Genomic DNA, 25,142 nt, shown 5'->3' with positions numbered 1-25,142 from the left:
GACCGAACGGCTCGCGGGAGCGGCGCTCATACGCTAGATGCGCAGGTCGCGAGCCAGTTGCGGAGCAGGTCGTGACCATGGGCGGACAACACCGATTCGGGATGAAATTGCACACCCTCGATCGCACGGCCGCGATGGCGCAGGCCCATGACGACCCCGTCCGGCGTCCGGGCCGTGATCTCCAGATCGTCGGGCACCGTCGCGGGCTCGACGGCCAGCGAGTGGTAGCGGGTGGCCTCCAGCGGATCGGGGAGGCCGGCGAAGACTCCGCGCCCGTCATGGCGGATCGGGCTGGTGTAGCCGTGCACGATCTCCGGGGCCCGGGAGACCGTCGCCCCGTACACCTGGGCGATCACCTGGAGGCCGAGGCACACCCCCAGCAGGGGAACGTGGCGGTCGTGGGCGTCCCGGACCAGGTCGAGGCAGATCTCGGCGTCCGCGGGGTGGCCGGGGCCCGGGCTCAGCAGGACGCCGTCCACGGCCTCGGCGTCGGCGAGCGTCACGTCCGAACGGTCCTCGACGACGCAGTCCACCCCGAGCTCGAGGAGGTACTGGACGATGTTGAAGACGAAACTGTCGTGGTTGTCGACCACCAGGACGCGCACGTCCCCCAGTGTGTCAGCGGCCGTCCGTCGCGGGGGCGCTGGGGGTGGTCACGACGCCGTGGTCGAACTGGACCTTGGGCTCCAGCCACGGGAACACCACGTACCAGAGCAGGAGGGCGGCCGCGAGGAGGAGGCCGACGGCGACGGCGGTCTTGGTCTGCCACTGGCCGGGCAGATGGCGCCAGATCCAGGCGTACATGGTTCTCCTAGGCGCGGCGGGGCAGTTCGCCGGTCAGCTCACCGAAGATGATCAGGCGCTGGGCGGCGGAGTACTTGGGGTGGCACGTGGTGAGGGTGATCAGCTTCTTGCTCGGCTTGTCCTTGGGCTTGAACGGTACGGGGGCGGTGACCTCGACCGCGGAGGGCTTCACGATCTTCTTGCCGGTCACCTCGTAGACGTACTGCTTCTGCCGGGTGTCGATGAGGATCTTGTCACCGGTGCGCAGCTCGGCGGTGCGGTTGAACGGGGCGGAGTAGGTCGTGCGGTGGCCGGAGACCACGAAGTTGCCGACCTCGCCGGGGAGCGCGCTGCCCGGGTAGTGGCCCGGCCCCTTGCGCAGATCGGCCAGCTCGACGCCCTCGACGACGACGAAGCGGTACTGCACGCCGAACCGCGGGATCCTGATCATCGCCAGGCCCTTGCCCAGCTTCACCCGCTCGGTGGTGACCTTGCCCTTCCAGTCGTTCAGGAGCTCCTTGCCGAGGAGGTCCTGCTGGGCGCGGGTGTAGCGGCCGGTACCCCAGAGCGAGTACGTGACGAACAGGAGCAAAACCAGACCGGCGGTGATGCACAGCTCACCGAGGCTACGGATCAGAATCCGCACCGTCGCGTCTCCTCCTAGGACCCTTCGGGCACCGTCGCGTGGTTCATCGTCACATTGCCGGTGTACGCGGGCAGCGTGACCCGGTCCACGGACTTCACCGAGTAACCGAGCCCGTACTCGCGTACGTACCGCCGGTAGACCGCGATCTCCGGCGAGGCGTCGAGCGCCTGCCGCAACCGGCGGGGTTCGCCGACCGCGGTGATCGTGAACGGCGGCGAGTAAACGACTCCTTGCAGGATCAGCGTATTGCCCACGCACCGCACCGCGCTCGTGGAGATCACACGTTGGTCCATAATTTGCATTCCGGCCGCGCCGCCCGCCCACAACGCGTTCACCACGGCCTGAACGTCCGCCTGGTGCACGACAAGATCATCAGGGCTGACGTCGCGGCCGAAATCCCGCTGCGGCGCGTCGTCCAGCGTCACGCGCACCGCCGAGCCGGGCAACGTGGTGAAGCCGGCCCGGACCGCGAGCCCGTCGGCCCGCGCCTGAGCCTCCTTGACCCGCGCGTCCCGCCGCCCGTGCTGTCGGGAGATCCCGTCGACCTCACGGCGAAGCCGCTGGTAGTCGTCCCGCTCCCGATGCGTCCGGCGCTGCTCGGCCGTGATCAGCTCGGTGATCCGGGTGCGCCCGCCCTCGCGCAGGTCGGTACCGCGGGCCGTGCTCGCGCTCGCCGCGAACAAAGTTCCCGCCACAAGCGTGAGGCCTGGAATGATGCTTCCCCACGTTCGACGCCGTACGCTGCTCACCAGCGACTACGCTAACCGACAAAACACCCATGCGCGGACCGGCGCTCCGGCCGTCGCCCGCCCGAGGAGATCGATCCCACCGTGGCCAAGTCCAAAGTGCGCAAGAAGGCCGTCTACACCCCGCCGCAGAAGTCGAAGGCACCCGAGGTCAGCCCCCGTTGGCTGGTCCCGACGATGATCACTCTGTGGTTGGTCGGGCTGGCCTGGATCGCGGTCTTCTACGTGACCGCGAGCACGGGAACCGACGTCCCGCTCATGACAGACCTGGGGAACTGGAACCTCGGGATCGGCTTCACCGCGATCATCCTCGGCGTCATCCTCTCCACCCGCTGGCGCTGAACCGATTTCTTCAGCGGTTCGGCGACGCGTCCCGGGCGGGCGCGCCGCCGGACCGCCGAAGCACCGGACGCGACACCGCTCCGCGATCTCCCGAGAAGCCTCGCTGCATCCCCACACCCCCGCCAACGCGTTCACGCACGCCCAGGTCCGGTCACTCTCAGTGACCGACCGAGGGTCCTCATCTCTGGCGTCCGCCTGAGCCGGGGACGAGCTGGGGTGGCAATCGCCAGGGTTTTCTTACTGCTTGGTAAGCGCTGGGGGTCCGGGTCCGGGCGGAGGGCTGTGGATAACTTGTGCATGGGGATGGCCGGGGAGGGTGTACAACGTGGGCCGCGCAATCCCCAGGCTGTGGATAACTCTGGTGGATTACGCGGCCCTCGTCGTGGGTAAGGCCGGTCGTCCTAGACGGTGCCCGAGGTGAGCTGGGACGTCTTGACCACCACGAGGGCCGCGAACACGACCAGGATGATGACCGGTGCGGCGACGTTGACGATCTTGCGCCGGGCCTCGGGAGCGTAGGCGTAGGCGACCGCCAGCAGCGCGCCGGCGACCAGGCCGCCGATGTGGGCCTGCCACGAGATCTTCGAGGTCCAGGAGAACGTGATCACCAGGTTGAGGACCAGGATGAACAGGATCGGGCCGACCTCACCGCCCAGCTTGCGGCCGATCACGAAGAACGCGGCGAACAGGCCGAAGATCGCGCCGGAGGCGCCCACGCCCACCTGGTCGGGAGCGACCAGGTACGTCAGCACCGAGCCGCCCAGGCCACCGGCCATGTAGAGGGCCAGGAACCTGACCCGGCCGAGCTCCCGCTCCAGGGGCGGGCCGAGGAGCCACAGGGCCCACATGTTGAACAGGATGTGGGTCAGCGCGAACCCGCCCGCGCTCAGCGGCTCGTGGAGGAACGTCCCGGTGACCAGCCGGTACCACTCGCCGCCCGCGACCCCCGCGTCCGGGACGAGCACGTCGAAGCGGCCCACGCCGCCCCACATCGCGAACTCGCTGATCATCCTGGCAGGCCAGACGATCTCCGCCAGGTAGACCAGGACGCACAGGCCGACCAGCGAGTACGTGACCACGGGGGTCGCGTCCCGCCTGTCGCGCGCCCCCAGGCGCGTACGGGTCTGCCTGACGGACTTGTTGCCCTCCGCCACGCACTCGACGCACTGATGCCCCACCGCCGCGTCCCGCATGCACTCGGGGCAGATGTAACGGTCGCACCGGGTGCAGCGGACGTAGGTCTCGCGTCCCGGATGCCGGTAGCAGGTCGGCACCGGGGTGTCCGACCCGGACGACGGGGTGGGGTCTGTGCTCATCGGGTGGCTCCGTGGGGCCGGCGCAGGGGTTTCTCTCTATGTACTACGACTGACGGCGGTCGATCGTCACCGACTCGATGACGACGTCGGTCAGGGGCTTGTCCCCCCGGCCGGTCGGGGTGCGGACGATGGCGTCGACGACGTCGGTGCCCTCGACGACCTTGCCGAAGATCGTGTGGCGTCCGGTCAGGTGCTGGACCTGGCCGATGTTGTCGGTGGTGATGAAGAACTGGGAGCCGTTGGTGCCGGGCCCGGCGTTGGCCATGGCCAGCAGGTACGGCTTGTTGAACTTCAGGTCCGGGTGGAACTCGTCCTTGAACTCGTAGCCCGGCCCGCCGACGCCCTTGCCGAGGGGGTCGCCGCCCTGGACCATGAAGCCCTCGATGACCCGGTGGAAGATCGTCCCGTTGTAGAGCGGGGTCCCGGTCTTCCGCTCGCCGGTCTCGGGGTGCCGCCACTCCTGGGTGCCCTCGGCGAGGCCGACGAAGTTGCCGACCGTCACCGGCGCCTGCGCCGGGTAGAGCTGGATGACGATCTTGCCAAGGGTGGTGTTGAGCGTCGCAAAGATTTCTTCAGCCACGGATGGCCGCCTCCTCGTCGAGATGGGCATATGCGGTTTCGGACGTACCTCACCTGCCTACTGTGCGTGACCGCATGATCTCGCGCACAGGGTTTACCTTCCCCCGGAAGGGAAGGCTGCTTGGCAGGACCTCGCAAACAGGGAGGTTAGCGTGTCCCTAATGATTAGTATCCGCCGCAAGCCGCAGGACGAGGTGCTCTCGCGGCTCGGGCGTGTACGCGAAGCCTGCAGGAGCGGCGCGGAGTCGTGCCGGCAGGGCGCGTCCCACGCGGCGGAGCGGATGGGCCCCACGGCCCAGCGTACGCGCACCGTCGCCGCCGACCGCGTCATGGACGCTCGCGGCTGGAGTGCTCCTCGCATCGAGGACGCGGCCCGGTATGTGGAGTCCGGGATCGCTCCTCGGGTGAGCTCGTTCCTGTCCGGCGTCGCCGACCGGGTCGAGCCACCCAAGCCGAGCCATCGTGGTCGCAACATCACGTTGGCGATGCTGGCCGCGGTCGCGGCCGTGGGTGTCGCGGGAGCGGTGATGACCAAGCGGAACTCCATGCAGGCGCTGATGGAAGACACGACCGAGCCGGAGCGCGAGAGCACCCCGGCCACGTCGGATGTTCACGACCACGTGCACACGCCGTAGTCCAGCAGCAGAGGAAGGCCCGGCCACCGGCCGGGCCTTCGTCATGCCGGTGGAGGGAGGGGGTTCCCGCGCCGGTGCTACCACCCGGTACCTTGACTTCCGCGCGTGCTCACAGACGAAAGCCAGGTACTCCGCATGCCACCGACAGCCCGCTCGATCCGGCAGCTACTGGCGGCCAAGGCCCGCCAGGGCGTGCACACGGCCGTGCATCGCGGCTGGGAATGGGTGCAGCGGCAGGGCGAGATCACGCCGCACACGCCGGGCCGCCGCCGGTTCGCCCATCTGGGCGAGGGGGCGTGCATCGGCTTCCCGGTGGGGGCGATCTACGGGGAGCCGTGGATCTCCATCGGCGACCACACCCTGGTAGGCACGCACGTCACGATCTCCGCGGGGTTCGTGCCGGGACTGGACCTGGGGCCGGACGTCATCGTGACGATCGGCTCGAGCTGCTCGCTCGGGCGCGGCACCCACATCGTCGGCCACCAGTCGATCGAGATCGGCGACGACGTGTTCACCGGGCCGAACGTCTACATCACCGACCAGAACCACAGCTATGGCGATCTCGACACCCCCATCGGACGGCAGTGGCCCGAGAACAACCCCGTGATCATCGGGGACGGCTGCTGGATCGGGACCGGGGCGATCATCCTGCCCGGCACGAAGCTCGGCCGGAACGTGGCCGTGGCGGGCGGCGCCGTCGTCCGGGGCGAGTTCCCCGACCACGCGGTCATCGGCGGCGTGCCCGCCAAGGTGCTGCGGAGCCACGACCCCGAGCAGGGCTGGCAGCCGCCGCTCCGCAACCGGCCGCTGATCTCGCTCGACGAGCTCGCCGCCCTGTCCGTGGACGGGCTCGAGGGCCTGCAGATCCTCCAGGACAAGCTCCGCGAAGAGGACACGCTCCGCGAGGAGGCCGGCTAGCCGAGGAGCATGCTGACGAGGACGAACGAGGCCACGGCCACGAGGACCGCCAGCAAGATCTTCAAGAGGGTCTGAGCCTGCATGCGGGTCCGACGTGGCCGCCGGTCCGCCCGTTCCGGAACGGGCGAAGCCCCGCCCGGACGTGGCCGGGCGGGGCTTCGAGCGAACTTTCGTCAGTTGGTGCGGGCCGGGCGGCGGTCGCCGCCGTCACGGTGCGGACCACCACGGCGCTTGCCGTGCGGGGCACCGCCGCCGCGGTTGGGACGGTCGCCGTAGGAGCCGCGCTCACCGCCGCGGTTGGGTCGGTCGCCGTACGAGGAGCCACGCTCGCCGTACGAGCCACGCTCGCCGCCACCGCCGCGAGCCGGCCGGTCGCCGTAGGAGCCGCGCTCGCCGTACGAGCCGCCCTCCCGGCGGTCGCCGTACGAACCCCGGCGCTCGCCGTAGGAACCGCCCTCACGGCGGTCACCGCGCGGGCCGTCCTGGCGGGACCGGCCGTTGAAGCCGCGGCCGCCGCCACGACGGCCGCCGCCGCCCGGACGGCCGCCACGCCCCTCGCGCTTGGGGCGCTCGGGGATGATCGGGCCCTCGATCGGGATACCGGACGGGATCCGGGCGCCGGTCACCCTGTTGAGGGCGTCGTCACCGGACACGACCCGGGTGCGGGGGGCGTTGATGCCCGCCCGGCGGGTCATCGCCTGGGTGGCGCGCACCTGGTGCGGCAGGACGAGGGTCACGACGGTGCCGCGCTCCCCGGCCCGTGCCGTACGGCCGGCGCGGTGCATGTAGTCCTTGTGGTCGGCCGGCGGGTCGACGTGCAGGACCAGGCTGATGTCGTCGACGTGGATGCCGCGCGCGGCGACGTCGGTGGCGACCAGGACGTCGAACGAGCCCTCGGTGAACTCGGCCAGCGTGCGGGTGCGCAGCCCCTGGCTCTTGCCGCCGTGCAGGCCCGCCGCGCGGACGCCCGCCTGGGCGAGCTGCTTGGCCAGCCGGTCGACGCCGTGCTTGGTACGGGCGAAGAGGATCGTCTTGCCCTCGCGGTTGGCGATCTCGGCGGTGATCGCGGCCTTCTCCTTGGGCGCCACCAGCAGGAGGTGGTGGTCCATGGTGTCGACCGACTCGTCCACCTGGCCGATGGCGTGGGTGACCGGGTCGCTCAGGTAACGCTTGACGAGGACGTCCACGTCCTTGTCGAGCGTGGCCGAGAACAACATCCGCTGGCCGCCGACCTTGGCCTGGTCGAGGATGTCGGTGACGTCGGGCAGGAAGCCCATGTCGGCCATGTGGTCGGCCTCGTCGAGCACGACGATGCGGACGTCGCCCAGGTCGCACGCGCCCTGGCGCATGAGGTCCTTGAGACGGCCGGGCGTGGCGACCAGCACCTCGACGCCGCGGCGCAGCGCGTCGATCTGCTTGAACATGGAGGTCTGGCCGATGACGGTCTTGAAGCGCAGGCCGAGGGTCCGGCCGAGCGGCTCGAGGTTGTTCTGCACCTGCTGCGCGAGCTCGCGGGTGGGGACGAGGATCAGGCCGAGCGGGCGCTTGGGCGCGGCCTTCTGGCCGGCCAGGCGGGCCAGCATCGGCAGGCCGAAGGCCAGGGTCTTGCCGGACCCGGTCTTTCCCCGGCCGAGGACGTCGTGGCCGGCCAGCACATCGGGGATGGCGGCGGCCTGGATGGGGAACGGTGCCTCGATGCCCTGGCGGGCCAGCGCCGACACCAGAGCCTCGGGCAGACCGAGCTCGGCGAAGGTGGGGACCGCAGGAGAGTCCTGAGCGGACTCGGGCAGGGCAGAACCAGCAGGCAGGGTTGTCACGCATTACCTTCCGAGAGGGGGGCACGTCTCGGGAGGCACCACGTACTGGTCTGTGGCCTGCAAGGACGAGCCTGACGCGTTGGGCGTCGAAGAGTGATTTGTTCAGTCTAACGTCGCCCGGGCACCTCCTTATGCCCCGACCCCGTTCAGGACCTCCTTCTCCAGCGTCCCAGGACCTCTATTTATGCCCACGCCACCACCCTCGACCATCACAATCTTCCGATCCGGCGGGGCGTGGGACGGGGTGCTCAAGATCACGGTGCGGCCCGGGCGCGTCCGCTGAATCAGCAGGCGCAGGCGATGCCGGAGACGGGAGCGGTGAGCGGATCGGCGTCACGCCGGGTGACCAGCCCCGCCCCGTTCTCGACCGGAAACCCCTCGCGCGCCCAATATTCGAACCCGCCGATCATTTCCTTGACGGCATAGCCGAGCCGGGCGAACTCCAGTGCCGCCTTCTGCGCGCCGTTGCACCCCGGGCCCCAGCAGTAGACGACGACCAGCGCGTCCCGTTCGACCAGGTCGGCCGCCCGTTCGGCGATCTCGGCGGTGGGCAGGTGGACGGCCCCTTCGACGTGCCCCTGGTCCCAGCTGTCGGCGTTGCGCGAGTCGATCACCACGACCCCGGGAACGCCCGCCGCCAGATCGGCCGCGACATCGGACACATCCGTCTCGAACGCCAGCCGGGCCGCGAAGTGCGCCACCGCCGCGGCCGCCTCCGCCGCGGCGACCCTCCCCACCGCCGATCCCACGACACCCCCAGGGGCGGAGACCGCGACGGGCTGGGTGGCGACAGTGATCTTTGACATGCGTTCGGCTCCTTGACCTGGCTCTTCTTCCTGCGGACACCTCAATGTTCGCGGCCGGCCCGGGGGAGCCAGAAGTGGCACGAACGCCGCATAGCGCTAATATCTCGCCATGCGGCTCGCACCTCCCGCCAGGCGGCACACGGTCTCGGTCCTGGCCTTCGACGGCATGGCCCCGTTCGAGCTGGGCTCGGTCGTCGAGGTCTTCGGGCTGCACCGGCCCGAGCTCGACGTGCCCTGGTACGACCTGCGGGTCTGCGCCCTCGAACGGGGGCCGATGCGGGCGGTCGGCGGGTTCACCATGACCACCGAGCACGACCTGGACGTCTTCGCGGCGGCGGACACGGTGATGGTCGTGGCCGTTCCCGACGTGCGCGGCGACGTGGCCCCCGAGGTGGTGGCCGCTCTGCGGGCCGCACACGAGCGCGGCGCGCGGATCGTGTCGATCTGCTCGGGAGCGTTCGCGCTGGCCGCGGCCGGCCTCCTGGACGGGCGCGAGGCCACCACGCACTGGCAGTACGCGGCGCTGCTCCAGCGGCGCCACCCGATGATCCACGTGAATCCGGACGTGCTCTACGTCGACGGGGACGACATCCTCACCAGCGCGGGCAGCGCCGCCGGGCTCGACCTGTGCCTCCACCTGATCCGCAAGGACCACGGAGCCCGGATCGCCAACGCGGTCGCCCGCCGGCTGGTCGTCCCGCCGCATCGCGACGGCGGGCAGGCGCAGTTCGTCGAGGCCGCGGTGGCCGGGCCCGCGACGGACGACGCGGTGGCGCGGGCCATGTCCTGGGCGCTGGACCACCTGGCCGAACCGATCACGATCGCCGCGCTGGCCCGGCAGGCGCACCTCGCGCCCCGCACGTTCATCCGCCATTTCAACCGGCAGACCGGCACCAGCCCGCTGCGCTGGGTCATCACGCAGCGGGTCATGGCCAGCCTGCCGTTGCTCGAAGGAGGGGCCATGGCGATCGAGGAGATCGGCACCGCGGTCGGCTTCGAGAGCCCGGCCACCTTCCGCCACCACTTCACCCGCGCCATGAAGACCTCCCCCTCCGCCTACCGCCGAACCTTCCGCCCCACCGCGTCCTGACCCGGCTCGTCCCGGGGGTCAGAGGGCGGCGGCGGGTTGGGGATCGGCGGGGCGGGGAGCCTCCGGGTGGTTTCGGGTGAAGGGGATGAGGGCCAGCCAGATCAGGGCGGCGCCGGCGGGGAGGAGGTCCAGGTTGGCCGTGATGGCGACGAAGCCCAGGACGACGAGGACGGGGCTGAGGGCGGCCACCGGCTTGCGTCCGGGGGTGATGAACGCGAACTGCACGAGGAGGGCCAGGAGGCCGATCATGAAGAACGCCGGGCCGATGTCGTAGATCGCCTGGGGGAGTACGGCCGGGTCGTCCGCGTACCGGTCGGCCAGCGTGCTCTTCTCCGCGCCGTCCGCCGCCTGGAGTCCGACGACGATGTCGACGATCGCGACCCGGATGAAGGTGATCAGCCCGAAGGCGGCGACCGCGGTCACGGCGCCCGCCGTGACGCGGCGGGCCGTTCCGGCGCCGGGCACGCCGTGCCGGATGCGGCGGTACAGCCCCGCGATCACCGCTCCGTAGAGGAGGAGCGACCCCAGGAAGAGCAGATGGCCCCACGTCCAGGCGGGCCCGGGGCCGTGACTGCCGTCGCGGCCGTCGATGAGGCGGACCACGCCGTACGCGAGCATGAGGGCGGGGGCGAGATGGAAGGCGAATCTGGTCATGGACGGTACTCCCGGAGATCGAGACCTGCGTTCTTACGTTCTCGATCTTCGGGAAACCGGCGGCCGGAGGGATCGCCGTCGCGGGCGGTCTTCGGGCATCGGTCGCGCGGGGGAGAAGCGGGCCACGACTCCCCCGCACGACCCATGATCAGGACGGCTCGATCAGCCGGGACTCGTAGGCGACGATCACTGCCTGGACGCGGTCGCGGATGCCGAGCTTGGACAGGACGTTGCTGACGTGCGTCTTCACGGTGTGCTCGCTGACGACCATCGCCGCGGCGATCTCGGCGTTCGACAGGCCGCGGCCCAGCAGCCGCAGGGTCTCGCGTTCGCGCTCGGTCAGGACGGCCAGGCGTTCCGAGACCGTCGTGCCGGCGCGGGGGCGGTTGCGGGTGATGTCGGAGATCAGCCGCCGGGTGATCACGGGCGCGAGCAGTGACTCCCCCGCCGCCACCACCCGGACGGCGTGCACGAGGTCGTCGCGGCGCACGTCCTTCAGCAGGAAGCCGCTCGCCCCGGCGTACAGCGCGTCGTAGACGTAGTCGTCCTGGTCGAACGTGGTCAGCATGATCGCGCGGGTCCCGGTCTCGGCGCACACGACCTTCGCGGCCTCGATGCCGTCCATGCCCGGCATGCGGATGTCGAGCAGGACGACGTCGGGGTCGTGCTCGCGCACGGCGGCGATCGCGGCGGCGCCGTCGCCGGCCTCGGCCACCACCTGGACGTCGGGCTGCGCGTCGAGGATCATCGCGAAGCCGCTGCGGACGAGTTCCTGGTCGTCGGCCAGCACGACGCGGATCACGCGACCACCGCCGCCGCGCAGGGGAGCCGGGCGAACACCCGGAAGCCGCCACCGGGCAGGGGACCGGCCTCGGCCGTTCCGCCGCAGGAGACGGCACGTTCGCGGATGCCGATGAGGCCGTCGCCGCCGCGCCGCCAGCCCGCGTCGTCCTCGTGGCCCCGTCCGTCGTCGGTCACCGTGATCTCCAGTTCGTCGTCCGTCCAGCGGAGCCGTACGTGCGCCGACCGCGCGCCGGCGTGCTTCACCGTGTTGGTGAGCGCCTCCTGGACGATGCGGTAGGCCGCCAGGTCGGCGTCGGCGGGCAGGTCACGGCGGGTGCCGTCGACGGTGAGCCGTACCTGGACGCGGGTCCGGTCGACGTGCTCGACGAGCTCGGGGAGCGCGTCGACGGTCGGGCGCGGCGCGCGGACGCCGTAGTCCTGCTCCTCCTTGAGCACGCCCAGCATGCGGCGCAGCTGGGCCATCGCGTCCCGGCCCGCGTCGGCGATCGCGTCGAAGGCACGTTCGGCCTGGTCGGGATCGCTGCGGACCACGACCGGACCGGCCTCCGCCTGCACGACCATGATGCTCACCGCGTGGGCGAGCACGTCGTGCATGTCGCGGGCGATCCGGGACCGTTCCTCCGCCGCCGCCCGCGCCGCCTCGGCCTCACGTTCGCGTTCGAGGGCCTCACGTTCCCGTTCGAGCTGGACGGAACGTTGCAGCAGCGCGTCCGACCGTTCGCGCGCGGTGCGCGCCAGCATGCCCAGCAGGAACGCCGACACGGGCAGGAGCAGCGTGAACATGAACTCGCCCGCGTCGTTCTTCTTGATCAGCAGCGCGCCGGGCGGCGTGGTCGCCACGAGCGCCCCGATGAAGCCCCAGCGCTGCCAGCGGTGCCGTCCCAGGTCGGCCAGCGTGTAGATCGCCACCAGCGCGCCGTACTGCAACATCTGCCCCGGCCGGTGGTGCAGCGACGTCCCCATCGCGAAGAACGCCACGACCAGCGCGATCGCGAACGGTGCGCGGCGCCGCCAGATCAGCGGGACGACCGTGCCGAGGTTCAGGAACACGCCCAGCAGCGTCACCTCGGGAGCGGTGGGGAACGGCACGAACACCGGCACGGCGACCGCAGCAGCGATCAACACGTCCACAAGCCGCCCGTCACCGTCCTCGCGCCCCCGCCCCACGGACTGAAGACGCCTCGGTACGGGGATGCGGCGGAGGGCGCTGAGACGAGAGGGGCGGAGGCGGGTCAGGGCTGGGGCAGCCCGTCCGGCGGGGGCGGGCCGCCCGGGGGATCGTTCGGGCATCTGTCCAGTATCGGGCGGTGCTCACCGCTTCCGCCTCGCTCGCGCGAGGGATTCGGCCACGGCCGCTCAGGCCCGGTCGCGCGGTGCTCAGGCGGTGCGTTTGAGGGGGGCGTGTTCCAGGGGTGGTTCCTGGACGGTGACACCGCCGAAGAGGGAGAACGCGCGGACGCGGACGGTCGGGGTGTCGGCGCGGGCGGAGGACGAGAGGCATTCGTCGTCGGCGCGACCGCCGCCGAAGAGCCCGAGGGCCGACAGCAGGCCGCGGCGTTCCAGCACGACGCGTACGCCCCGGGGTACGCACACCGTCACGCCTCCCAGCACGGACACCTTGGTCAGCGTCACCTCGGGGGCGGCGATGTCCGCCTCGCGCAGGTCGAGGTTGGTGCCGCCGACGACGGTCATGGAGACCAGGTGGCGGTCCATGTGCCAGCGTCCGTGCCGGCGCAGCCCGCCCATCGCCGCCAGATGCCATTCGGTACCGACCGCGGGACCGGCTCCCGGGGAGGGGGCGAGGTCGTCGACGAGCGTCGCCAGTTCGTCCCTGGTACGCACGACCTGAGCGTCCTCGACCCGCTCGCTGAACTCCCGCAGGCTCAGCAGTCCTTCGCCGCACGCCTGGTTCAACCGTGTGATGGCGGCGTTCCGTTCGGCCTCCGAAACCGGGCCCGCCGCCGAACGACCCGCGCTCGCCTGCTCGCCATGGTCCTTCATGCCGAATCCCTACCCATTGACAAGTCTGGATAGCCGGAATCTACGGCGGATACGGGGCTGACGGCCACCCTGAGTACTTCCGCGAAGGTTCGCTCCGTGTCACCTCGGCGGGCGGCCTTCGTCGCTGACGACGCAGTTTCGAGGACGGAGCACGCGGGGCATTATTCCTCTCTGTCATCGTCGATGACTGTCCGTTACCAGCCGTCTTGCCAGGAAGCTCCCCCGTCAGGTAGCCCCCGCCCGCCACGAAGTGCACCCGTCACGATGCCCCGCCCATCTCGGCCCGGGCCGAGCACGGCCCTGCCCGTTCCACGAGTGAAAGGCGCGTCATGTCACAGCCGTTCGAGCTGCCGGACTTCTACATGCCGTATCCCGCGCGGATCAATCCGCATCTGGAGCAGGCGCGGGAGGAGTCGAGGCGGTGGGCGCGCGACATGGGGATGCTGGAGGGTTCGGGCGTCTGGGACGAGGCCGACCTCGACGCGCACGACTACCCGCTGCTCTGCTCCTACACCCATCCCGACTGCGACGGGCCCGAGCTGACGCTGATCACCGAATGGTACGTCTGGGTGTTCTTCTTCGACGACCACTTCCTCGAGCTCTACAAGCGCACGCACGACCGCGAGGGCGGCAGGGAGCACCTCGAACGGCTGCCCTCGTTCATGCCGATGAACCTCGCCGACGGCACGCCCGAGCCCGCCAATCCCGTCGAGGCGGGGCTCGCCGACCTGTGGGCCCGCAGCGTCCCGGCCATGTCGATGGCCTGGCGCGCACGCTTCGCCGAGAGCACCGCCAACCTCCTGAACGAGTCGCTCTGGGAGCTCTCCAACATCAACGCGCGCCGCGTCCCGAACCCCGTCGAGTACATCGAGATGCGCCGCAAGGTGGGCGGCGCGCCCTGGTCGGCCGGGCTGGTCGAGCACGCGGCGCGCGCCGAGGTACCGGCCGAGGTCGCCGGATCGCGGCCGCTCCAGGTCCTGCGCGACTCGTTCTCGGACGCGGTGCACCTGCGCAACGACCTCTTCTCGTACCAGCGGGAGATCGAGGACGAGGGCGAGCTCTCCAACGGGGTCCTCGTCCTGGAGACGTTCCTCGGCTGCACGACACAGGAGGCCGCCGAATCGGTCAACGACCTGCTCACGTCGCGGTTGCAGCAGTTCGAGCACACCACCCTCACCGAGCTCAACCCGCTCTTCACCGAGACGGGACTCGACCCGGCCGGCTGCGCGCGGGTGCTCGCGTACGTCAAGGGCCTCCAGGACTGGCAGTCGGGCGGCCACGAATGGCACATGCGGTCCAGCCGCTACATGAACGACAGAGCCGCTGCGAGCCCCGGCTCCTCCCTTCCGGAAGCGGGGAGCCCGGCCGGCGCGCACGGGCTCCCAAGCGGATCGCCTAGCAGGCTGCCGAGCGGACTGCCGAGCGGGCTGAGCGGCCTCGGCATGTCGGCGGCCAACATCCGGGCGCTGGTCAACGGGCTGCGGGGCTTCTCGCACGTCCCGTACGAGAAGGTCGGGCCGTCACTGATCCCCGACATCTACATGCCGTTCACGACGACGCTCAACCCGCACCTCAACGACGCGCGCCGCAACCTGACCCAGTGGGCCGAGGAGATCGGGCTCCTGCACCCGCAGCCGGGCGTTCCCGGCTCGGAGGTCTGGGACGAGGGCAAGCTCGTCGACTACGACCTCCCGCTGTGCGCCGCCGGGCTCCACCCGGACGCCTCCCCCGCCGAGCTCGACCTCTCCTCGGGCTGGCTGGCCTGGGGCACGTACGCCGACGACCTCTACCCCGTCGCGTACGGCCGGACGCGAGATCTCGCCGGTGCGCGGCTCTGCACCGAACGGCTCAAGCTCTTCATGCCCGTCGACGACGCCTCCGCGCCGCCCGCCACCGCTCCGGTGACACCGCTCGAACGCGGCCTCGCCGACCTGTGGAGCCGCACCGCCGCGCCGATGGACGCCGGCGCGCGGGGCACGTTCCGCGACGCCATCGACGCGATGCTCGACAGCTGGCTCTGGGAGCTGGCCAACCAGGCGCAGAACCGCATCCCCGACCCGGTCGACTACGTCGAGATGCGGCGGCGGACGTTCGGCTCCGAGCTCACCATGAGCCTCAGCCGGATCTCGCACGGCCGCCGCATACCGCCCGAGATCTATCGCAGCGGGCCGATGCGTTCCCTGGAGAACGCCGCCATCGACTACGCCACTCTCGTCAACGACGTCTTCTCCTACCAGAAGGAGATCGAGTACGAGGGCGAGGTCCACAACGGGATCCTCGTCGTGCGCAACTTCTTCACGTGCGACTACGCCGCCGCACTGTCGATCGTCACCGACCTGATGACGTCCCGTATGCGGCAGTTCGAGCACGTCGTCGCGCACGAGCTCCCCATCCTCTACGACGACGCCGAGCTGGGCGCCGCCGAACGCGCGACCCTCGACGGCTACGTCGACGAGCTGCGCAACTGGCTCGCCGGCATCCTCACCTGGCACCGCGGCTGCCGCCGTTACCGGGAGACCGACCTGGTCCGCCACAACAACCCAGGACGCGCCCGGGTGACGCCCCCGCCGGTCACGGCACCCCGCCCAGGCCTCGGCCCGACGGGTCTCGGAACGTCCGCCGCGCGCGTCTTCTCCCCGAGCAAGGCGACCTCCTAGCCGGAGACCCAGGGCACAGCCGGCTCCCTCGCCCCCGTCGGCTGTGCCCTGCCCCCGCGGCCCACCCCTTCGGCTCTGCTCCGATTCATGGTCGGCGCCCCAGGGTAGGTTCCGGCTACGTCACGGATGTTCGGGGGGACAGTGATGGCAATGACAGCGCCGCGGCGGACGCGGCCGTCACGCACCTGGCTGAAGATCTTCTGGGTCGGGCTGGCCCTGTGGGTCGCCACGGTCCTGGTCACGGTGATCACGAGCAACACCAACCTGGTGCCGACGATCGTGCTGCTCGGCAGTTTCCTGGTGCCGGTCACGTTCGTCGTGTGGGCCTACGAGCACGGCACGTCGGGGGAGATCACCGTCCCGGTGCTCTTCACGGCGTTCGTCGTCGGCGGCGTCCTCGGCGTGCTCGGCGCCTCGCTGCTGGAGACCTACCTGCTCGACCCGTCCCTGTGGATGTACGTCGGCGTCGGGCTGATCGAGGAGGCCGTCAAGCTCGCCGCCCTCATGTTCGTGGCCCGCCACCTGCGCGGACGTTCACTCCGTGACGGGCTCGTCCTCGGCGCCACCGTCGGCTTCGGCTTCGCCGCGTTCGAGAGCGCCGGCTACGCGCTGAACGCGCTCTTCACCGTCGAGGGCATCAGCCTGCGCTCGATGATCGAGACCGAGATCCTGCGCGGCATCCTCACGCCCCTCGGCCACGGCCTCTGGACGGCCATCGTGGGCGGCGTGCTCTTCGCCGCCTCCCGCGGCCACCGGCACTGGCGCATCACCGGCCCGGTCGTCCTCGCCTACCTCGGCGTCTCACTCCTGCACGCCCTGTGGGACTCCATGCACGGCCTCGCGATCGGCCTGACCCTCGTCCTCACCGGCACGCCCTGGCAGTACGACCTGCTCCAGCACGGCTACCTGCCCCGGGCCACCACGACCCAGAGCCACCTGATCACGATCTTCAACGCGGTGGGCATCCTCGCCATCTCGCTCATCGCCCTGACCTGGCTGCGCTCCCTCTACCACCGCTCCCGCGCCGTCCGTCCCCCCGCCGACCCGAACGACGCCACCTGGACCGACCCCACCCAGAGCCACACCCACACCTGACCCCCCGGGGGGCTAGTACGGCTGGGGCCACTCGGTTTCGGCGGTTTACGTCCACCGTGGAGGATCTCACCCGGCGCGGGATCTGGCTGGGCCGCCGGTCCGGCCGTTGGGGGGCGGACGGACCGGCGGCCCGAGGTCAGGAGGCGTCCCAGGCGATGGGGACGGTGCCGTCGTCTTCGCGGCGGATGCTGATCCCGTCGGTGGTCTTCGCGTCGCGGAACTTGATCCACGGCTTGGACTTGGACGAGTCGACCTCCAGCAGTTCGCTGTACCAGCCCTTGGCGTCGTGGACGGCGACCCGCAACTTCGCGGGCGGGAGCTGAAGGATCCCGTTGTCGCCCCAGAAACCGATGTTCGACACGTCGCCGGGGTGGAGCGAGATGGGCGTGAGGGCGGCGGGGCCGTTGTTGAGCTGTCCGTAGTACCGCACGTCTTCGTCCTCTTCGTCGGGGGAGGTCAGGGCCTTCTTGAGGGCTGCCGCGGTCTTGGAGCCGTAGACCCCGGACGTCTCGCTGATGTCGTGCTTGCGCTGGAACGACTTGACGCCGTTCTCGGTCTCGACGCCGTAGTCGCCGTCGTCGCCGAACTTGGGGAGGCTCTCGCCGACCTTCATGAGGGCGTTCTGCAGGTCGCGCACGCGGTCGCCGATGTCACCGCGCCGCAGTGTCGGCTCCGGAGCCTTGCCGCTCCACCGGTACGGCGAGTACGCGGGCCGCCCGTATCCGGCGATCGCGGAGGCGGAGCGCACACGGCGCTTGCACGCGTCCCCGGTGTTGCCCTCGATGGTCTGCAACCGTCCGCCGCCCAGCACCTTCTCGACCACGCCGACGTGGTCGATCGCGCCGATCGAGTTGGACGAACCCCAGTCGAAGAACACGATGTCGCCCGGCTTCGCCCGGTCCACGTTGGCGGTCGTTCCGGAGTACCAGCGATTGATCTTCTGGAAGTCCTGCGCGTGCCAGACGGTGTAGGCCCGGTCCCCCGCCGGCAGGACGGCGTCGGCGTTGCCGGACCGGCGCGCCCATTCGGTCACCGCGATGTCGCACCACGGAGCCTCGAGGAAACCGGAGCCGTTCCTCGCCGAATAGGCGCGGGTGAGCGCGTTGGGCCGGCCGGAGGTGCCCAGCCAGCGGCGCGCCTCCGCCAGCATGGCCGCGGCGCTCCCCATCAGCCGTCCCCGCGGTAGACGCCGTCGGGATCGGGCTCCCCGTAGAGCCCTTCGAGGATCTGCTCCTCGTCCCGTTCCGTCGGCTCGTGCGCCTCGGCCGCTGCCTCGGGGGGTGGATCCGCCATGTTCGGCCTCCTGCTAGGTGACGTGGCGAGTATGGCCCTGCCGATCCGTCGATCGGCCGGAATTCCCATGATGTTCAATCCCAGGCCGTTCATGCCGCCCGTTCCGAAGCTTCAGGTCCACCGGCACCATCCACCTCTCGCGACGTATCCCGAAATATCACGACCTTCTGCCCGGGCGCAGCAGGTTCCCCAAGGCCCGATCGTTGCCCACCACGCTCGCGTCGGCAGGCGAACGCGAAGCCCGCCCCTGACACCCGGCGAACGTTCGACACATCCTCGCGCAGGTGGGACGTGGGACGCCGTCCAACACGTCCCCGTGATGGCCGGACGTCCAGCGCGTCCCCACGTTTCGCGGATGACCGTTGAGCATCTCGGTTTGTCACGCCCGGCGGACGTTCCAGTACGTCGGCCAGACCGGCCGGACGAAGGTCGTGAAGAGCAAGGCGCGCGGCCACGACAACAATCCCAGCGGCTCGACGATGACGGGCGACGGTACGCAGGGACCTGACCTACCTGCGACCGGCGTCGACCTGGCCATGGTTGTCGGATCCATGGAGATCAGGATGGTCGACTGCTCCGCGCGTTGCGGCGGGGTCACCGTTCAGCACGCACCTCGCGACAGGCGGTCGGGCGGATGGTCCCTCGTGACGCGGGCGACTGTTGAGCACCTCCGTCATCTCGCCGGCGGGCTGCTCTTGACGCGCGAACGCCGTTCAGCACGTCCTCGTAATGGCTGGACGTCCGGCATGACCGCTCGGCGCGGCTCGCGGGCGGGACGGTTCTCGTTCGGGGGTGTTTCACGTGGCACATGAGGATGGTCGGCACGATGCGCGGGGCCGGGCGTTGCCGGTGCGACTTGGCGAGGAGGGCGGGGTTCAGCGGGTGACGTCGGTGAGGGGGACGCCGTGGGAGCCGGTGAGGCGGGACAGGACCGCGTCGTTGCTGGTGGCCTTGGCTTCGGCGAGTTCCTCGCGGGTGACGCCGACCGCCGTGATGAACTCGACGCGGCCGTTCGGGGTGTCGATCGTGCCGAGGTGCGGGTCGGTGATGAACGCCAGGGCGTTGAGCCGGCTCTCCGACGCGCCGAGCGACCCGGCGACCCCCATGCGGTGGCCGTCGGCGAACGGGTATCCCTCGCCGAAGACGTACTCGCCGAGCTTGCGCAGGGTCTCCAGCGCCCAGCCCGGCGGCAGCTCGTCGTCGTCGGCGCGCGGCACGCGCATGGTCAGCTCGAAGCCGAGGCCGCTCACCCCATCCTGAACGTCCAGGTCGTCGTCCAGATCGCTGAAGCCGTAGGTGACCAGCAGCCAGTAACCGTCCGCGCGGTGGGCGCTCAGCTCGCGGACGCCCTCCGCGATCTGGGCCCCCGTCGCCCAGCGCAGCGGCTCGTCGTCCGGGACGCAGGCCTCCAGGGCGGCGGCGATCGCCATCCGGCTGCCCTCGCGCCGCTCCGGGACGCCCACGCCGAGGAACGCCTCGAACACGCCGCCCCAGAAGTTCTCCGAGTCGAGCGCCCGCGCGTCCCAGGTCTTCAGCCCGGCGATCATCTTCTCGGTGTACGGGCGCGCCTCGTCCGGCGACGAGCCCGACATCTCCGACTGCCGCAGCTCGATCCGGTAGAGGAACTCCACGAACGCGTCGAGCGTCGAGTTGATCGTCTCGAGGTCCCCGGTCGGCACGCCGCCCTCCATCCCGAGCACGAAGACGTTGCCGCTCTCGACCTCCATGACATACCGGACGTCGTCGTCGGTCCGCCCCTTGCCGAGGATCAGGAACCGCACCGGCCCGTCCTGGGACTGGGCGTCCATCAGGGTGAACGCCTCCAGCGGCCCGTTCACCTTCATCGTGAAGAAGATGTCGGCGTCCACCGGGAGGCCGGTGGAGCACAGCACCTCGACGTCCTCGGGCCGGACGCCGTTCGCCTCGGCGTCGTCACGGTCGAGCTTGTGGACGCCTTCTTCGCCGAAGACCTGAACGAGCTGCGCATGCGTGGCCATGAGGGCTTCCTGGTCGGGGGCCGGGAGTCGTGGAACAGCCCAGAAGCATAGGGATCTTGATCAGGCCGTACGCCGGAACTCGTCAGGTCGAGATGACCGCCATCGGCCGGTTCGTCACTATGACCGTGCCGTCCCCCGGAAATCCGGAAGCGCGACGAAGGCGGGACTGAGCCTCAGGCGCCGGTCGATGACGCGCAACCACTGCCGTGCCTGGGTCAGCGGATGGTCCGGGAACTGCGCGTCCAGCGACGGGTCGTCCGCCCGGTTGTAGGGCAGCTTGCTCTCCACGCCAGGGGCGTACGGATGCTCGACGTGAACGACGCCCATCTGGGCCATCGCCATGGCCTCCCGGATCCCCGTCACCGCACCCTCGTCGTTCGTGTACTTCACGATCACGGTCTCGGACGCCTTGGCCAGGAAGAGCGAGACCCCGAAGATCAGGCCCGTCCCGTTCGGATGGGACACCTTGAACAGCTGCGACATCCCCCGCGTCTGACCGATCCAGACGGGCTCGGCCTCGATCAGGCAGCCATGCTTTCCGTACCCGGCGGCGAGGTCGCGGCGGGCCTGGTCGAGGTCGTCGAGCCAGTACGACTCGGTCAGCGGGACGTCCTGGATCTCCAGCATGATCCTGGCGCCGGTCCGCGGGTCCTCCCAGAAACCGCCGGCGTCGTTCCGCTGCCACCCGGTGCTGTCCAACGTCGCCGCCGGCCCAGACGGCGCGGATACCCCATACGGCGCGGCTCCATGCGGCGCGTCCGCTCCGTGTGGCGCGTCCTGCCCATGCGGCGCCTGATACGGCGGGGCCGGAGAGGCGATCGGCGCAGGGGGCTGCGGCTGATAGGCGGGCGGAGCAGGCGGCTGGGCCTGAAAGGCGGGAGGCATCGGCGGCTGCTGGGGATGACCCGCGGGCGCCGGTCCCTGCTGATAAGCCGGAGGCCCCTGGTGCTGCGGATAGGCCGGAGGCCCAGGAGGCTGCTGGTAGACCGGGGAGCCGGGTTGCTGCTGGTAGACCGGAGGACCAGGCGGATAGACAGGTGCCTGCTGATGGGCCGGAGGCCAGGCAGGTGCCGGCGGGTACGCCGGAGGGGGTTCCGAGGGATATGCCTGGTGAGGCGGGGCCTGCGGATAGGCAGGAGGCGGCCCGGGAGCGTAGTTCGGAGGCGGCGCCCCCGGACCATACTGAGGCGCGGCCCCCTGACCCTGTTGAGGCGGCACTCCCGGAGCCTGTTCGGGCGGCATTCCAGGAGTCTGCTGGGGCGGCAGCCCCGCAAATTGCTCGGGCGGCAGCCCCACAGGTTGCCCCGGCCCCGGTGCGTGCGGGAACGGCGCCCCCGGAGCCTGCGGCGGCGGCGCTCCGAAAGGTTGCTGAGGGGCCAGGCCCGGAGCGTACTGAGGCTGCGACGACGGAGGGTGGCCGGGCGACTGCCCCGGAGCTTGCTGGGGCGCCGGAGCAGGCTCAGGCGACAGGCCCGGAGACTGCTGGTACGCGGCCGCTGAAGCAGGCTGGGGCGGGCCCGCCGGATCAGGCAGGCCCGGAGGCTGCTGGTATGCGGCCGGGGGAACGTGCAGCGCGGACACGTCCAGGTCACGGCCCTCGGGCCCGGCCCCACCGATCCGGCAGCGCGGGCTGACCTGGTCGGCCGAGGGAACGTGGAACGCGTCGGCCAGCGCCAGGACGCACCGGCCGGCCAGGTCGGTGACCTGCTCGGCACTGGGCTGGTTGATCGAGATCCCCCACGAAGGCGGGGTGTCGAACCAGCCCAGATCCGCGAGCGCCTTCCGGTCCGGCTCGCTGAGGCGCAGGCGTTCGTCACGGCAGTGCTTGTCGCTGAGGGTGGCGACCACCCGGTCATCGAAGCGCCCGATCAGAATCTCTCGGTCGCCGGGAGCGAAGAGGGCCAGCGTGGCGCCCACAGGCAGGTTTTGGAGATACTCGGCCAGCACCCGAGCGAAATGATTCCAGTCGGTCATATGCCGACATCCTGTCGTACCGAATTATCGAGCGTCTAGACAAGATCGAATCTGGGAGGCCGCAGGTCGTGGACCCTACGGCGTGGGACGAGATTCAGGCGGCCGTCCGGGCGGCTCCGTACCCGGCGGAGGCCCTGGCGCCGGACACCGACCGTGCGGCACGTTGCCTGGCCGCGCTCGGCATCACGACCAGGTCTTGGCTCGGCGCGGTCGTCTCCCACACCGGCGGGATCAGCGTCGACCACGGCTGGGTGCGCGTGCTCGGCAGCGGCGGCCACGGCCTTCCCGACATCGTGGAGGAGGCCGACCCCGAACGGCGGGGGCTCATCGTGGCCTACGACGTGCTGGGCGGCCAGTTCGCCTGGATACCCGCCCGGCCCGGGGCTCCGCCGACGATCCACTACTTCGGTCCGGACGACCTGGAATGGTTCGACCTTGAGCAGGGGTACGCCGGCTGGCTCCACGCCGTCCTCGCGGGGTCGCTGATCCAGTTCTACGACACGCTCCGCTGGGACGGCTGGGAGACCGAGGTGGCCGGCACCGCCCTCGACCATGGCATCCACACCTACCCGCCACCGTGGTCGGTGGAAGGCAAGGACCTGGCGAAGGCCTCCCGCAAGGCCGTGCCGATGAAGCAGCTCGTGGCCTTCCACCACGACACCGCACGGCAGTTGGGCTCCGCCCCGTCCTAGCTCTCGACGAGCGTCGCCAGATTGGCAAGCGCCATACGCGTCCCCGTCTCGTTGTCGGCGGCGGGGACCACGTCGGGGATCCCGTCGTGCCGGATGACGACCTCGGTGCCACCGTCGACATCGGTGAGCGTCGTCGTCATCGTCATGACCTCGCGCATCGCCGGATCATCGCTCTCGAACCGCATCACCTCGACGACCCGTTCGTCCGGAACGAGCTCCGCGAAGTGCCCGTGGTACGTATCGGTCTGCGACGAGGACTTCCCGGCCGCCCCCGGCACGTCATAGGTGAGCGAGACGCGGAACGCCCCGCCTTGACGGGCCTCGAACTCGTGGACGTGGCCGGTCATGCCCTCGGGCACCCGCCATCGTGCGATCGCGTCCGCGTCCACCAGCGCCCGGAAGACCACCGGTCGCGACGCCCTCACCACCCGCGAAACCGTTGTCGAGTACATACGCGCGACCCTAGCGGCGGGGTCCGACAAACGACCTCAGCGAACCGGGACCGGAGCCTGCCGGTCGATCTCGCGGCCGAGCACCGTGACCATGTCCTCGAAGGCGCCCTGGCCGTGCTTCTCGATGAGGACGCCGTAGAGGTTCTTGCGGCTCGCCTCCCTGATCATCCAGGTGAGGTTGCCGTGATGAACCCGCCGGCCGGCGGCCAGCTCGTCATAGGCGTCCCGCGAGACCCGCATCAACTGCGGGAACGGAGCCGACTCGGCCATGATCATGCGGGTCGCGTCAGTGAGGTTCATGGCCGGAAGTCTAGGCGCCCGCCCCACCCTCCGTTCCGGCGCTTCCGGGCCCGACTCGGGACTGCCGGCGCCGAGGCGAACACACCCGTCGAACGTCGCACACGCCCGCGGACATCGGAAATGACATGCTGCTCGCGTGAACTGTGAGGTCTGCTCGGGCGCGCTCGCGAGTCGGGCACCTCGCGCGGCCGTACGGAGTCGCTGCACAGCCTCACCTGCGGCGCCGACTCCTCCGATCCCCCGACGGCATCGGACGGCCACAGCAGCCGAACCTGGATGAAGGCACGCCCCTTCTCATGACCGTTCGAGCGTGGACGAGCGCCGCACGGCCGCTTGTCGGTGCGAAATGATGGAATCGAGCAGTGAGCGAATCCCCCCAGCTGATCACGCAACTTCTCAAGTCGGTTGTGGCCTACACATGGTTCTTTGAGACCCGCGATGAGTCGGTCGTGGATGACGACACAGCTCTCAAGCAGCAGGAGTACGCGGGCTATCTGCTGAACCGGCTCTCTGAGACGGACAAGCAGCGGCTCATCGAAGAGCTGGCCACGATGGCTGCGAACGAGACGGACGCGCCCTACCGGGAGTTCGTGGAAATGTTCGCCTTCGCCATGGGCTTGGTGGAGTCCGAGAACGACTGAGCGGCTGCGGCCCGCCCGTGGTGACCGTTGATACAACGCCTGGGAACGCATCGCGCGAAGCGTGGGCGGCAATGGAAAGGGTGGAGCCTAGGGGATTCGAACCCCTGACACCCGGCTTGCAAAGCCGGTGCTCTACCAACTGAGCTAAGGCCCCTGGGCGCGAATAGCTTACCGGTGGTCGGCGGTCATCGCGTCATCGTGGTGGAGGGGTGGCGGGGAGAGGACGACCAGATCGGCGAACTCGGCGACGCTGGGGAGGACGTGGGTGGCGCCGGCGCGGCGGAGGCGGTCGGCGTCGTGGGCTCCGGTGAGGACGCCCGCGACGATCGAGGCGCCCGCGCGGCGGCCGGACAGGATGTCGTTCTCGGTGTCGCCGCAGACCGCGATGTGACGGACGTCGTCGATGCCGAGGCGGAGGGCCGCGGACAGGATCAGGTCCGGCCAGGGCCGGCCACGGCCGCCGTCCTCCGGGCAGAGGGCCATGTCGACGCTGTCCCACCAGCCGAGCGCGTCGACGATACGGCCGAGGGTGCGGCGGCTGAAACCGGTCAGCAGGCACACGCGCACCCCGGCGCCGGTCAGGCGGTCGAGCGCCTTCTCGGCCCCGGATACGGGTGCGAGGCCCCGGCGGTCGACGATCAGGTCGTAGGACCGTTCGAACGACAGGTGCGCGGCCTGCGCGCGGGCCTCGTCGCCGAAGAGCGAGCGGAGGACGTCCAGCTTGGGACGTCCGCGCGCGTCGTGGACGGCGGCCATGGCGCGGTCGTGCGCGCCGGTGCCGGCGACCACCCCCATGGTGGCGATCGCCTCGGCGAACGCGGTCTCGACGGCGTCGCCGTCGGCCACAGTGGTCCCGGCGAGATCGAGGCAGGCGACGCTGATCCGCTCTGCTCCGTTCACGCCG

At 70.4% G+C, this 25,142-nt stretch carries 27 protein-coding genes and 1 tRNA gene; 8 read left to right on the top strand and 20 right to left on the bottom strand.

Going from position 1 to position 25,142, the window contains the following annotated elements; translation table 11 throughout:
* Positions 1 to 26: 26 nt before the first annotated feature.
* Genes ABZ810_RS26395 through ABZ810_RS26380 form a run of 4 tightly spaced genes read right to left on the bottom strand, consistent with a single transcriptional unit; the run spans position 27 to position 2,112 of the window.
* On the bottom strand, positions 27 to 605 hold the full coding sequence (locus tag ABZ810_RS26395; RefSeq protein ID WP_358407581.1) for a gamma-glutamyl-gamma-aminobutyrate hydrolase family protein: 579 nt from the start codon (positions 603 to 605) through the stop codon (positions 27 to 29).
* Positions 606 to 618: 13 nt separating this feature from the next.
* A complete protein-coding gene (locus ABZ810_RS26390) occupies positions 619 to 804 on the bottom strand; it encodes a hypothetical protein (protein WP_358407578.1) in 186 nt (61 codons plus the stop codon).
* Between the two features lie 7 nt (positions 805 to 811).
* Positions 812 to 1,429, bottom strand: coding sequence for a class E sortase (locus ABZ810_RS26385; protein WP_358407575.1), 618 nt, complete (start codon positions 1,427 to 1,429; stop codon positions 812 to 814).
* Between the two features lie 14 nt (positions 1,430 to 1,443).
* A complete protein-coding gene (locus ABZ810_RS26380; protein WP_358407573.1) occupies positions 1,444 to 2,112 on the bottom strand; it encodes a DUF881 domain-containing protein in 669 nt (222 codons plus the stop codon).
* Between the two features lie 147 nt (positions 2,113 to 2,259).
* Between ABZ810_RS26380 and ABZ810_RS26375 the strand changes: the two genes are divergently transcribed.
* Positions 2,260 to 2,517, top strand: a complete 258-nt coding sequence (locus tag ABZ810_RS26375) for a cell division protein CrgA (protein ID WP_358407570.1) — start codon at positions 2,260 to 2,262, stop codon at positions 2,515 to 2,517.
* A gap of 401 nt (positions 2,518 to 2,918) precedes the next feature.
* On the opposite strand, the gene ABZ810_RS26370 is transcribed toward ABZ810_RS26375, so the two are convergent.
* Together ABZ810_RS26370 and ABZ810_RS26365 are read right to left on the bottom strand one after the other, a co-directional pair.
* Positions 2,919 to 3,833: a rhomboid family intramembrane serine protease gene (locus ABZ810_RS26370; protein ID WP_358407568.1), complete on the bottom strand. Its 915-nt coding sequence runs from the start codon at positions 3,831 to 3,833 to the stop codon at positions 2,919 to 2,921.
* Between the two features lie 43 nt (positions 3,834 to 3,876).
* Positions 3,877 to 4,443, bottom strand: a complete 567-nt coding sequence (locus ABZ810_RS26365; RefSeq protein WP_358407566.1) for a peptidylprolyl isomerase — start codon at positions 4,441 to 4,443, stop codon at positions 3,877 to 3,879.
* 130 nt (positions 4,444 to 4,573) lie between these two features.
* Between ABZ810_RS26365 and ABZ810_RS26360 the strand changes: the two genes are divergently transcribed.
* Positions 4,574 to 5,047 carry a hypothetical protein gene (locus tag ABZ810_RS26360; protein ID WP_358407564.1) on the top strand — a complete coding sequence of 158 codons (474 nt, stop codon included), beginning with the start codon at positions 4,574 to 4,576 and terminating at the stop codon, positions 5,045 to 5,047.
* Between the two features lie 135 nt (positions 5,048 to 5,182).
* Positions 5,183 to 5,965, top strand: a complete 783-nt coding sequence (locus ABZ810_RS26355) for an acyltransferase (RefSeq protein WP_358407561.1) — start codon at positions 5,183 to 5,185, stop codon at positions 5,963 to 5,965.
* Between the two features lie 173 nt (positions 5,966 to 6,138).
* Here ABZ810_RS26355 and ABZ810_RS26350 read toward each other — a convergent pair whose 3' ends face one another.
* Together ABZ810_RS26350 and ABZ810_RS26345 are read right to left on the bottom strand one after the other, a co-directional pair.
* On the bottom strand, positions 6,139 to 7,782 hold the full coding sequence (locus ABZ810_RS26350) for a DEAD/DEAH box helicase (protein WP_358407559.1): 1,644 nt from the start codon (positions 7,780 to 7,782) through the stop codon (positions 6,139 to 6,141).
* Between the two features lie 284 nt (positions 7,783 to 8,066).
* On the bottom strand, positions 8,067 to 8,588 hold the full coding sequence (locus ABZ810_RS26345; RefSeq protein ID WP_358407556.1) for a rhodanese-like domain-containing protein: 522 nt from the start codon (positions 8,586 to 8,588) through the stop codon (positions 8,067 to 8,069).
* 109 nt (positions 8,589 to 8,697) lie between these two features.
* Here ABZ810_RS26345 and ABZ810_RS26340 point away from each other — a divergent pair, with 109 nt between their 5' ends.
* A complete protein-coding gene (locus ABZ810_RS26340; RefSeq protein ID WP_358407555.1) occupies positions 8,698 to 9,678 on the top strand; it encodes a helix-turn-helix domain-containing protein in 981 nt (326 codons plus the stop codon).
* An 18-nt stretch (positions 9,679 to 9,696) separates the two neighbouring features.
* Here ABZ810_RS26340 and ABZ810_RS26335 read toward each other — a convergent pair whose 3' ends face one another.
* The 4 genes from ABZ810_RS26335 to ABZ810_RS26320 form a co-directional block, all read right to left on the bottom strand.
* On the bottom strand, positions 9,697 to 10,332 hold the full coding sequence (locus ABZ810_RS26335) for a hypothetical protein (RefSeq protein WP_358407552.1): 636 nt from the start codon (positions 10,330 to 10,332) through the stop codon (positions 9,697 to 9,699).
* 148 nt (positions 10,333 to 10,480) lie between these two features.
* Positions 10,481 to 11,134, bottom strand: a complete 654-nt coding sequence (locus ABZ810_RS26330; protein ID WP_358407549.1) for a response regulator transcription factor — start codon at positions 11,132 to 11,134, stop codon at positions 10,481 to 10,483.
* A complete protein-coding gene (locus ABZ810_RS26325; protein WP_358407546.1) occupies positions 11,131 to 12,261 on the bottom strand; it encodes a histidine kinase in 1,131 nt (376 codons plus the stop codon). The genes ABZ810_RS26330 and ABZ810_RS26325 overlap by 4 nt, the downstream gene beginning before the upstream one ends.
* 252 nt (positions 12,262 to 12,513) lie before the next feature.
* Positions 12,514 to 13,137, bottom strand: a complete 624-nt coding sequence (locus ABZ810_RS26320) for a DUF1707 domain-containing protein (RefSeq protein ID WP_358407543.1) — start codon at positions 13,135 to 13,137, stop codon at positions 12,514 to 12,516.
* Between the two features lie 329 nt (positions 13,138 to 13,466).
* Between ABZ810_RS26320 and ABZ810_RS26315 the strand changes: the two genes are divergently transcribed.
* The gene (locus tag ABZ810_RS26315) at positions 13,467 to 15,794 is read left to right on the top strand and encodes a terpene synthase family protein (RefSeq protein WP_358407540.1); all 2,328 of its coding nucleotides are present in this window, start codon (positions 13,467 to 13,469) and stop codon (positions 15,792 to 15,794) included.
* Between the two features lie 150 nt (positions 15,795 to 15,944).
* Positions 15,945 to 16,889 (top strand): PrsW family glutamic-type intramembrane protease, encoded by a 945-nt coding sequence (locus ABZ810_RS26310; protein ID WP_358407538.1) that lies wholly within the window; start codon positions 15,945 to 15,947, stop codon positions 16,887 to 16,889.
* Between the two features lie 136 nt (positions 16,890 to 17,025).
* On the opposite strand, the gene ABZ810_RS26305 is transcribed toward ABZ810_RS26310, so the two are convergent.
* From ABZ810_RS26305 to ABZ810_RS26290, 4 genes are all read right to left on the bottom strand, one after another.
* Positions 17,026 to 18,057: a peptidoglycan-binding protein gene (locus ABZ810_RS26305; RefSeq protein WP_358407536.1), complete on the bottom strand. Its 1,032-nt coding sequence runs from the start codon at positions 18,055 to 18,057 to the stop codon at positions 17,026 to 17,028.
* Positions 18,057 to 18,182: a hypothetical protein gene (locus tag ABZ810_RS26300; RefSeq protein ID WP_358407535.1), complete on the bottom strand. Its 126-nt coding sequence runs from the start codon at positions 18,180 to 18,182 to the stop codon at positions 18,057 to 18,059. Before ABZ810_RS26300 ends, ABZ810_RS26305 begins: the two co-directional genes overlap by 1 nt.
* An 875-nt stretch (positions 18,183 to 19,057) precedes the next feature.
* A complete protein-coding gene (locus ABZ810_RS26295) occupies positions 19,058 to 20,179 on the bottom strand; it encodes a suppressor of fused domain protein (RefSeq protein WP_358407533.1) in 1,122 nt (373 codons plus the stop codon).
* A 117-nt stretch (positions 20,180 to 20,296) separates the two neighbouring features.
* Entirely contained in the window at positions 20,297 to 20,878 is a 582-nt protein-coding gene (locus ABZ810_RS26290; RefSeq protein ID WP_358407531.1) for a hypothetical protein, read from the bottom strand.
* Positions 20,879 to 22,221: 1,343 nt separating this feature from the next.
* On the opposite strand from ABZ810_RS26290, the gene ABZ810_RS26285 reads away from it, so the two are divergent.
* A complete protein-coding gene (locus ABZ810_RS26285) occupies positions 22,222 to 22,845 on the top strand; it encodes a DUF2625 family protein (protein WP_358407528.1) in 624 nt (207 codons plus the stop codon).
* Here ABZ810_RS26285 and ABZ810_RS26280 read toward each other — a convergent pair.
* Positions 22,842 to 23,270 (bottom strand): SRPBCC domain-containing protein, encoded by a 429-nt coding sequence (locus ABZ810_RS26280; protein WP_358407525.1) that lies wholly within the window; start codon positions 23,268 to 23,270, stop codon positions 22,842 to 22,844. The two genes, ABZ810_RS26285 and ABZ810_RS26280, sit on opposite strands and share 4 nt — an antisense overlap.
* A 63-nt stretch (positions 23,271 to 23,333) precedes the next feature.
* Positions 23,334 to 23,597 (bottom strand): hypothetical protein, encoded by a 264-nt coding sequence (locus ABZ810_RS26275; protein WP_358407523.1) that lies wholly within the window; start codon positions 23,595 to 23,597, stop codon positions 23,334 to 23,336.
* A gap of 362 nt (positions 23,598 to 23,959) precedes the next feature.
* On the opposite strand from ABZ810_RS26275, the gene ABZ810_RS26270 reads away from it, so the two are divergent.
* Positions 23,960 to 24,238, top strand: coding sequence for a hypothetical protein (locus ABZ810_RS26270; protein ID WP_358407521.1), 279 nt, complete (start codon positions 23,960 to 23,962; stop codon positions 24,236 to 24,238).
* Between the two features lie 81 nt (positions 24,239 to 24,319).
* On the opposite strand, the gene ABZ810_RS26265 is transcribed toward ABZ810_RS26270, so the two are convergent.
* Positions 24,320 to 24,392: transfer RNA gene (locus ABZ810_RS26265), tRNA-Ala, on the bottom strand.
* 14 nt (positions 24,393 to 24,406) lie between these two features.
* Entirely contained in the window at positions 24,407 to 25,138 is a 732-nt protein-coding gene (locus ABZ810_RS26260) for an HAD-IA family hydrolase (protein WP_358407519.1), read from the bottom strand.
* Positions 25,139 to 25,142: the final 4 nt, after the last annotated feature.

The sequence above is a fragment of the Spirillospora sp. NPDC047279 genome (genome assembly GCF_040643285.1).
In the GTDB taxonomy this organism is placed as follows: domain Bacteria; phylum Actinomycetota; class Actinomycetes; order Streptosporangiales; family Streptosporangiaceae; genus Spirillospora.
The sequence above is the reverse complement of the archived record's forward strand: the minus strand, read 5'-3'. Positions and strand labels throughout refer to the sequence as shown.